The 8,788-nt window shown below is 73.2% G+C and carries 6 protein-coding genes; all 6 read right to left on the bottom strand.

Annotated features, from left to right (window positions below; all coding sequences use genetic code 11):
* A partial coding sequence (locus IH13_RS0126180) for a class I SAM-dependent methyltransferase (RefSeq protein WP_031088420.1) occupies positions 1-671 on the bottom strand: 671 nt, incomplete at its 3' end.
* 96 nt (positions 672-767) lie between these two features.
* On the bottom strand, positions 768-1,874 hold the full coding sequence (locus IH13_RS0126175; RefSeq protein WP_031088419.1) for an NADH:flavin oxidoreductase/NADH oxidase: 1,107 nt from the start codon (positions 1,872-1,874) through the stop codon (positions 768-770).
* A gap of 142 nt (positions 1,875-2,016) precedes the next feature.
* A complete protein-coding gene (locus tag IH13_RS0126170) occupies positions 2,017-2,418 on the bottom strand; it encodes a hypothetical protein (RefSeq protein ID WP_031088418.1) in 402 nt (133 codons plus the stop codon).
* Between the two features lie 24 nt (positions 2,419-2,442).
* Positions 2,443-5,643 (bottom strand): glycosyl hydrolase 115 family protein, encoded by a 3,201-nt coding sequence (locus IH13_RS0126165; RefSeq protein ID WP_031088417.1) that lies wholly within the window; start codon positions 5,641-5,643, stop codon positions 2,443-2,445.
* A gap of 75 nt (positions 5,644-5,718) precedes the next feature.
* The gene (locus tag IH13_RS0126160; protein WP_031088416.1) at positions 5,719-7,245 is read right to left on the bottom strand and encodes a sodium:solute symporter family protein; all 1,527 of its coding nucleotides are present in this window, start codon (positions 7,243-7,245) and stop codon (positions 5,719-5,721) included.
* A 57-nt stretch (positions 7,246-7,302) separates the two neighbouring features.
* The gene (locus IH13_RS0126155; RefSeq protein ID WP_031088415.1) at positions 7,303-8,571 is read right to left on the bottom strand and encodes a glucarate dehydratase family protein; all 1,269 of its coding nucleotides are present in this window, start codon (positions 8,569-8,571) and stop codon (positions 7,303-7,305) included.
* Between the last annotated feature and the right edge of the window lie 217 nt (positions 8,572-8,788).

Below are 8,788 nucleotides of genomic sequence, written 5' to 3'. Positions count from 1 at the left end.
AGGTCCTCCAGCGGCAGCAGCCGCACCTCGAACCCGGCCCGGGCCAGGTCGTCCATGACCCCGGCGAGCGGGAACGTGCGGTAATACATGACGAATTCCGGGCGCCACAGCGCGTTGCGCACCCGCATGGCGGCGTCGAACCCGAGCATCGCCAGATACGCCCGCGAACCGGCCGGGGGCGGCGCGCCGACCGGGAAGACGAAGCTGCCGCCCGGCCGCAGCGAGGCGTGCACCCGGTCGAAGAGGACGGGCCGCTCCTCGGGCAGGAAGTGCCCGAACGCCCCCAGGCTCAGGGCCAGATCGAAGACGGGCCCGAAGGGCAGCGCCCTGGCGTCGGCGCGTACCCAGTCCACCGGAGGGCCGCCGTCGGCGTCGGCGAAGGCGGCGCCGGCCACGGCGAGCATGCCGGCGCTGAAGTCGACGCCGGTGACCCGCCGCCGGCACAGGCCGCGCAGGACGCCCACGCCCGCGCCGGTGCCGCAGCAGACGTCGAGCCCCCGGTCGAAGGGGCCGAGCGGCCTAAGCGTGCGGGCGACGGCGTCCAGCACCCGGTCCGGGGTCCGGTAGGGCGTCAGGTCGAACTTCGGGGCGAGCAGGTCGTATCCGCGCATCGTCGAGGAGAGCGCCTGGACGGCCAGTTCGCGGAGGGTGGGCCCCTGGGGAGTGAACATCGCGGCCCAGCCTACCGAGCGGCCCAGCCTACCGGCGGGCGGCGGGCGCGCCCGCGGGCGCCGCCCCGGACGGCCGGCGTACCGGCCGGCGCCTCCTCAGACCGCGTACCCGTACGGTTCGGGCGCCGCGACGTCACCGCCCAGCGCACGTGCCGCGTTGCGGGCGAAGTAGGGGTCGCGGAGCAGTTCCCGGCCGAGCAGCACGGCGTCCGCCTCGCCCTCGGTGAGGATCTTCTCGGCCTGCACGGGGTCGGTGATCAGTCCGACGGCGGCGACCGGGAGGTCCGTCCCGGCGCGTACCCGGGCGGCGAAGGGCACCTGGTAGTTCGGTCCGACGGGGATGCTCGCCCTGGGCGCCAGCCCGCCGGTGGAGACGTCCAGCAGGTCGACGCCGTGCGCGCGCAGTTCGCGGGCCAGCCGCACGGTGTCGTCGGCGGTCCAGCCCTCGCGCGCGTCGTCCGCGTTCTCGGTCAGCCAGTCGGTGGCGGAGACACGGAAGAACAGCGGCAGCTCCTCGGGCCAGACGGCGCGCACCGCGTCCACGACCTCCAGGGCGAGGCGCGTGCGGTTCTCGAAGGATCCGCCGTAGGAGTCGGTCCGGTGGTTGCTGTGCGGGGAGAGGAACTGGCCGATCAGGTAGCCGTGCGCGCCGTGGATCTCCGCGACCCGGAAGCCGGCCGCGAGGGCGCGGCGGGCGGCATCGGCGAAGGCGGTGACCACCTCCGCGATCTCGTCGGTGGTCAGCTCGGCGGGCACCGGGTGGCCCTCGTCGTACGGAAGGGGGCTCGGGGCGACCGTCTGCCAGCCCTCGCCGGCCGGGTCGGTGGCGGGGAGGGGCCCGCCACCGCGCCAGGGGCGGTCGTGCGACGCCTTGCGGCCCGCGTGGGCGAGCTGGATGCCCGCGACGGTGCCCTGCGCGGCGAGGAAGGCGGTGATGCGGCGGAACGCCTCCGTCTGGCGGTCGTTCCAGAGGCCGAGGTCGGCGGGGCTGATCCGGCCCTCGGGGCTGACGGCCGTGGCCTCGACCAGGATCAGGCCGGTGCCGCCCGCCGCGCGGGAGGCGTAGTGGGCGAGGTGCCAGTCGTTCGCCGTGCCGGCGTCGGGCCCGGACGGCTCCGCGCTGTACTGGCACATGGGTGCCATCCAGATGCGGTTGGGGACGGTCAGCGACCGCAGGGTGTAGGGCTCGAACAGCGCGCTCACAGGGGCTCCGCTTCCTCGGGTGCGACGGCAGGGCGGACGGCGCGGCCCCCGGACACGCCGGGCCACCACTCGTACGAGATTCACCGTACTACGAGGAACGCCGTAATACGCAACCTGCCGTACCAGCCCCTCCGCCCGCCTCTCAGCCTCCCTGGCGCAGCCGGCGCCTCAGCCGGATGTCGGTGCCGGCCTCGTACACCTGGCTCCAGCTGCGGCCCCCCTCCGAGACCCAGGTCACCTGCACGTTCGCCCCGTCCGTCCGGACGGCCTCGACCGTCATCACCCGGTGCCCGTCCCGGACGTCCCCGCGCAGCAGGTCGCGCGCCTTGACGGTGACGGGCTCCGACGGCGCCTCCTCCGCCTCCCGGGCCGCGGCGACGAGCGCCGCGGCCAGTTCCCTGGCCGCGGCCGGGGAGCAGGACCAGGAGGCACGGCCCGACGGGTCCTCGACCAGGATGCCGATCGACGGCTTGTGCCCCGGTGGTCCGGGAGTCACCTCCAGCGCCGCCCCGTGCCCGTCGGTGTCCTCGATCCGGATTCCCATCCGCGCCTCCTCGTCCCGCTCCGGTCAGCTCAGCCGGAGGCTCTCCGGCGGGCCCAGGTAGCTGGGCTTGAGGCCGCCGGTGTCGACCACCAGGTTCTGCAGCACCACCGTCGGGTCGACCATCCAGAATTTCAGCACATGCGTCCCGGCCCGGCCGATGCGGTGCACGGTGGAGGTGCGGTTGACGTTGTCGGAGGTGTTGCGGGCCCACTGCGGGTTCATGGTCCCGTCGTCGGAGCCGGTCACCGCCGTGATGTCGACGGAGCGCGGTGCCTCGTCGTCGAAGGAGACGGCGTAGGTGAGCCCGTCGGAGGCCGGCGCGGCGTTGCGGGGCGAGAGGTACGCCCATACGGTGACCGGCCCCGTGGTGAACAGGCTGAGGCGGTACTCCAGCCGGGGTCCCGCGCCCCCCGGGGTCTGCCGGGGAGCGGTGACCGGGAAGGGCTCCATGCCCGCGCCGGTCCGTCCGATGCCGGGGATGCGGCGCCAGGAGATGCCGCCGCGCCCGACCGCGCGGTGGTAGTGGTCGGCGCCGACGGAGACGTACCCGTTGGCCTCGACGAATCCGGCGAGCCGGGAGCGGTCCGTGCGGGGGCGGTCGACCACCGCCCGGACGACGACCTCCCGGCCACCGGGGCCCGTGACGGTGACCGGGACCCGGGTGACGCCCTTGGGCGCGCGGGCCCAGTCCACCCGGAAGGTGACGCGGGTCTGGGTGCTCACCCTGCCCCGGGTCCGGTCGGCCACCAGCCAGGAGGCACCGGTGCGGACCCGGAAGTCGAAGGGCACGGTGCCTCGGTTGAACACCTCGACGTACTGCGCGGGCTGGCTCTGGTAGGGGCTGAAGGCCGGCAGTTCCGGCTCGCCGCCGCCCTCGGCCCCGCCCGGCCACCAGTGCTCCGACCCGTCGACGGCCACGCCCATCTCGGCGCGCCGGGGCAGCGTGATCCGCTTGACGGCCGGGAAGATCTCGTCGGCGATCGCCACGTCGTTCAGTTCGGGCTGCTGCCAGGGGGCGTTGGGGCCGTAGCGGTCCACGTCGCCGTACCCGATGTGCGGCTGCGACTGGAAGCCCTCCCACTTCCCGCCGGCGACCTCGGTGCCGAAGCGCCGGGCCAGGGCGAAGTCGTCCTGGAGGCGGGCCTCGGCGGTGGCCGCGAGCTCGTTGGTCAGGGCCCGGCCCTGCGGCGCGTAGTGCAGGTTGGTGAACTCCGCCTCGCGCAGGGCGTAGAGGTTCGCCGTCGCCCGTACCGCGTACCCCACCAGCTCGTACCAGGCGTCCTGGGCGGACGCGGGCAGGGTGTGCCGGACGCGTTCGGCGGCCTTGTCCAGCCGCTGCCAGTCCTCGGTGACGCGTTCCAGTTCGCGGTAGTCGACGAGGCTGAAGGGTGTGGCCTCGTCGTCGTACACGACGGCCGAGGAGTCCGTCGCCGGGTCCTTGGCGGGGTCGAGGGTGATCCTGCGGTTGAGCAGTTCGGGCTTGCGGCGGGACTGGAGGGCGGCGTACGTGCGCAGGACGCCGGCGATCTCCTCGGCGTGCTTCTCGCCGAAGTTCTGCCGGGCGTAGCGCTCCTCCCACTCGGGGAGCTCCTCCAGGGGCCAGCGCTCGGGGTCCCAGGCGTACTCCAGGAAGAACTGGGTGGGGAGTTCGTTGCCCTTGAGGTCGCCGACGTTGGTCACCCACAGCCCGTGGTTGCCGTACGCGGCGCTCTGGTGGAGCTGGTCCCACATGTTGGGGAGCGAGGTGGTGTCGACCCACTTGTAGTTGCGGCCGACCCCGACGTAGTCGAAGTGGTAGTAGAGGCCGTAGCCGCCGGAGCGGTCGTCCTTGCCGAGGTCCGGCAGCATGCGGACGTTGGCCCAGTTGTCGTCGGTGAGGACGACGGTGACGTCGTCGGGGACGCGCAGGCCGCGGTCCCAGTAGTGCTGGACCTCCTTGTAGAGCGTCCACACCTGGGGGACGGCGGTCTCCGAGCCCAGTTCCTCGGCCAGGATCGCGCGCTGGGCGGCGATGATCTCCCGCATCAGCTCGATGCCGTCGCCGTCCGGCAGGCTGACGTCGCCGTTGCCGCGCATGCCGAGGGTGACGACGCCCTCGAAGTCCTCGTCGGCCATACGGCGGACGCCCTCGCGCCAGTAGGCCTTGACGGCCTCGGCGTTGCGGCGGAAGGACCATTCGCCGGTGCCGCCGTAGGGGTCGTGTCCGGGGGTGGTGATGTTCCCCTCGGCGTCGCGTACCGCCGCGACGGCGTGGCGGTTCCACTCCTCGATGCCCCGCATCATGGGCGCCTCGTGCGAGGTGCCCATGACGACACCGTACGCCTTGGCGGTGGCGTGGTTGAGCGGGTCGTCCTCGGCGAAGGCCCGGCCCCACACGGCGGGCCACAGGTAGTTGGCCTTGAGGCGCAGCATGACCTCGAAGACCTTGGCGTAGAAGTCCGCGTTGAAGCCGCCTTCGAAACCGGGGGCCTTGCCGGGTCCGAAGTACGCCGGGGCCCAGGTGCCGAGGGCCGGGTTCTCGTCGTTGATGAAGAAGCCGCGGTACTTCACGGCGGGGGTGCCCTGGCTGTACCGGCCGGGCAGCACGTACAGCGCGTCGCGGTGGACGGGGACGACGTCGTCCCACCAGTACCAGGGTGAGACGCCGATGCCCCGGGAGACGTCGTACGCGCCGAAGACCGTGCCCCGCTGGTCGCTGCCCGCGATGACGAAGGCCCGGTCGACGCCGGGCAGAGGCTTGTCGACGACGGTCTGCAGGGCGGTCTCCCAGGCGCCCTCGACACCGGAGACGTTCAGTCTGCCGGTGGCGATCAGCCGGTCGATCAGCGGGCTGCGGCCGATGGTCCCGACCAGGACGATCTCGCGGGCCTTCGCCGGCAGGTCGTGGGCGAGGGCGGGGCGTACGCCGGTGACCCGCCGGATGTCGTCCCGGAGGTCGCCGGCCACCCGGACGACGCCCGGGTGGTCGCGGTCGCTGACCACGACCGGTACCGCCCGACCCGCCTTGACGAGGGCGAACGCCCCGGATCGCGGAGTGAAGGAGATGTACGCGCCGGGGTCCGTGGACCGTACGGCGCCGGGGCCGGCGGGAGCGTGCGGTGCCGCCCCGGCCTCGCCGGTGAGCCCCGTCAGCGAACCGAGCGGTGTCGCCGTCAGCGCGGTGATGCCGAGGCCCGCCCCGAGGAGCGTCCTGCGGCTGGTGTGATGCGGGGTGTGCTGGTCCATGCTGGCTCTCCCCATGGGTACGTGTTCATGACAGGCAGACCCGCGGTGTGCGGCGCGGGTCCGGAAAACAGCGGGTCAGTCGGTGGCGCCGGGTGCGGCGGCGGGCCTCGGGGCGGGGCCCGGTTCCTCGTCGCCGCCGGGCGCGGGCGAGAGCGCGGCCACGATCGCGTCCGCGGTCTCGTCGGGCTCCGGGCCGGTCAGGCCGACGACGAGGTAGACCACGAGCGAGGTGGCGAGCGGGGTGACGATCACGAGCGTCTGGTCGGCGCTGTCGAGCACGAACCTCACGAGGGCGTAGCCGAGCAGGCCGAGCGCCCAGGACGAGAGCGCGGCGCGGGGCCCGAACCGCCGGAACGCGGGGAGCAGTCCGAGCAGCATCGGGATGGAAATGGGCCCCATCACGGCCGCCACCAGTCCGACGATGATGCCGAGGACACCGCCGAAGTGGTCGGCCTCGATGGCGACCACCATGCTGACGCCGATGAAGACGACCGTGCAGACACGGGCGACGAGCAGGGCGGTGGCCGGGGGCAGCTCCCGGGCACGGCGCACCACCGCGGGGATGATGTCACGGGTGACGACCGCGGAGACCGCGTTGGCGTCCGAGGAGGCCATCGCCATGGTGTGGGAGAACATCCCGGCGAGCGTGAGGCCCACCAGCCCGGCCGGCAGATAGGACTCGGCCATCAGCGCGTAGACCTTCTCCGGATCGGCGATGTCCGGCAGCAGCACCGCCGCGGCGACCGGCGGGAACAGCAGCACGGCGGGCCAGACCACGTACAGCACGGCGGAGAGGCCGGCCGAACGGCGGGCGGCCTTCGGGGAGTCCGTGGCCATGTAGCGCTGGGCCAGGTTCCACATGCCGCCGTTGTACTCGAAGAGCTTCACGACGACGTACGCGCCGAGGAAGGTGGCGGTGTACGGCCCGACGAGCGGCTCGGCGTGGCCGTCGGGGAGTCGGTCCCAGAGGGTCGCGAGCCCCGCCGGTCCGTCGCCGAGCCGGTCCAGCACGACCCAGAGCATCGCGAGGGCGGCGAGGCCCTGGATGACGAACTGCCCGAAGTCGGTGAGCGCGTCGGCCCAGAGACCGCCGACGGTGCAGTAGAGCAGGGTGACGATGCCGGTGACCAGGATGCCCACCGTCATCGACAGGCCGGTGAAGACGTTGAGCAGGACGGCGACGGACGCCCATTTCGCGGCGACGTCGAAGACCTTGAGCAGGGCCCCGCTCCAGGCCAGCGCCTGCTGGGTCGGTATGTCGTACCGCTCGGCGAGGTACTCCAAGGGCGAGGCGACCGCGTAGCGCTGCCGCAGCCGCTGCCAGCGCGGGGCGAACAGCCAGGCCCCCACGGCGGTGCCGAAGGCGAGCGGGAGGAACGCCCAGACGTAGACGGTGATGCCGTAGCTGTAGGCGATCGCCGCGTAGGCGACGAAGACCGCGGCGCTGTAGCCGGACATGTGGTGGGAGATGCCGGAGAGCCACCAGGGCATCCGGCCGCCGCCGGTGAAGTAGTCACCGACATCACCGATGCGGCGGTGCGACCAGAGGCCGATGAGCAGCATCACCAGGAAGTAGCCGCCGAGGGCGGCCCAGTCGAGCATGGCCTGTCTCTTACGTCGGGCGCGCCGCGGCGGGCGGGGGCCGCCGGCCGCGGCGCGTCACCAACGGGGCGTCTTCTTCTCGTAGTCCGGGTCGATCCGCCGCATGTAGCCGGTGTCGTCCCGGTTGCGCAGTCCGCAGGCGATGTACTGCTCGTGGAGCCGGGCGAGCGCGTCGCGGTCCAGTTCCACGCCGAGCCCCGGCCCGGCCGGTACGCGCACGGAGCCGCCGGAGAAGGAGAGGGCGCCGGGGACCACGACGTCCTCCGTCTTCCACGGCCAGTGGGTGTCGCAGGCGTAGGTGAGGTTCGGGGTGGCGGCCGCCAGGTGGGTCATGGCGGCCAGGCTGACGCCCAGGTGCGAGTTGGAGTGCATCGACAGGTCCATGCCGAAGGTGTCGCAGACGCCGGACAGGAGCCTGGAGCGGTGCAGTCCGCCCCAGTAGTGGTGGTCGGAGAGGACCACCTGGACCGAGCCCTGGGCCACGGCCGGCGCGAGGTGCCCGAAGGCGACGACGCACATGTTGGTGGCGAGCGGGACCGGTGTCTCGCGGGCCACCCGGGCCATCCCGCCGAGGCCGGGGGTCGGGTCCTCCAGGTACTCCAGGACGCCTTCCAGCCGGCGGGCCACCTCGACCGAGGTCGGCACCGTCCAGGCGGCGTTGGGGTCCAGCCGCAGCGGCACCCCGGGGAACGCCTCGCGCAGGGCGAGGACGGCCTCGATCTCCTCATCGGGCGGCCGGACGCCGCCCTTGAGCTTGATCGCGGTGAAGCCGTAGTCGGTGATCATGCGCCGGGCCTGGGCGACGATCGCCTCAGGGCCCAACGCCTCCCCCCAGTCGTCGGGGGCGCCGCCCGGGTGTCCGGCCCATTTGTAGAAGAGGTACGCGCCGAACGGGACGCGGTCGCGGACCGCGCCGCCGAGCAGGTCGCTCACGGGGCGTCCGGCCGCCTTGCCCTGGATGTCCAGACAGGCGACCTCGAACGGGGAGAAGACCCGGTCCACGGCGCTGCTGGTGGTGATCATCCCGGTGAGCCCGGAGCCGTGCGTGCCGTCGTCCCCGGCCAGGACCCGGGACAGTTCGCGGTGCATGGCGCCGAGCGCGTACACGTCCATGCCGGTGAGCGCGTCCGCGGCCGCCCGCAGCCGGCGCAGGTGCCCGTCGTCCGCGTAGGTCTCGCCGAGACCGGTCAGGCCGTCGCCCGTGGCCACCTCGACGATCGCCCGCAGGGCGAAGGGTTCGTGCACGCCGACCGCGTTCAGCAGCGCCGGGTCCCGGAAGGCGACGGGGGTGATCCTCACTCCGGTGATCCGGAGGCCTGTGGTCATGTCCGTGTCCTTTTCCGTTGCCGGGGGCGGGGGTTCGGCGTCGGCCCGCGGTGAGCGTCAGGGCCTGGACCAGGGTTCCGTGGGCCGGCTCGGCCACGTGGTTCTCATCGAAGACGTTCGCCGCCCCCTGCACGGGGGCAGGACCCGGGCACCCTGGAGCACGTGTCGGCGCAGCGGTGGCGTCCCGGCTTCGCCGGGCGGGCCCGCTCGGTCCCGA

It is taken from the genome of Streptomyces sp. NRRL WC-3549 (genome assembly GCF_000721935.1).
Classification (GTDB): Bacteria; Actinomycetota; Actinomycetes; order Streptomycetales; family Streptomycetaceae; genus Streptomyces.
The sequence above is the reverse complement of the archived record's forward strand: the minus strand, read 5'-3'. Positions and strand labels throughout refer to the sequence as shown.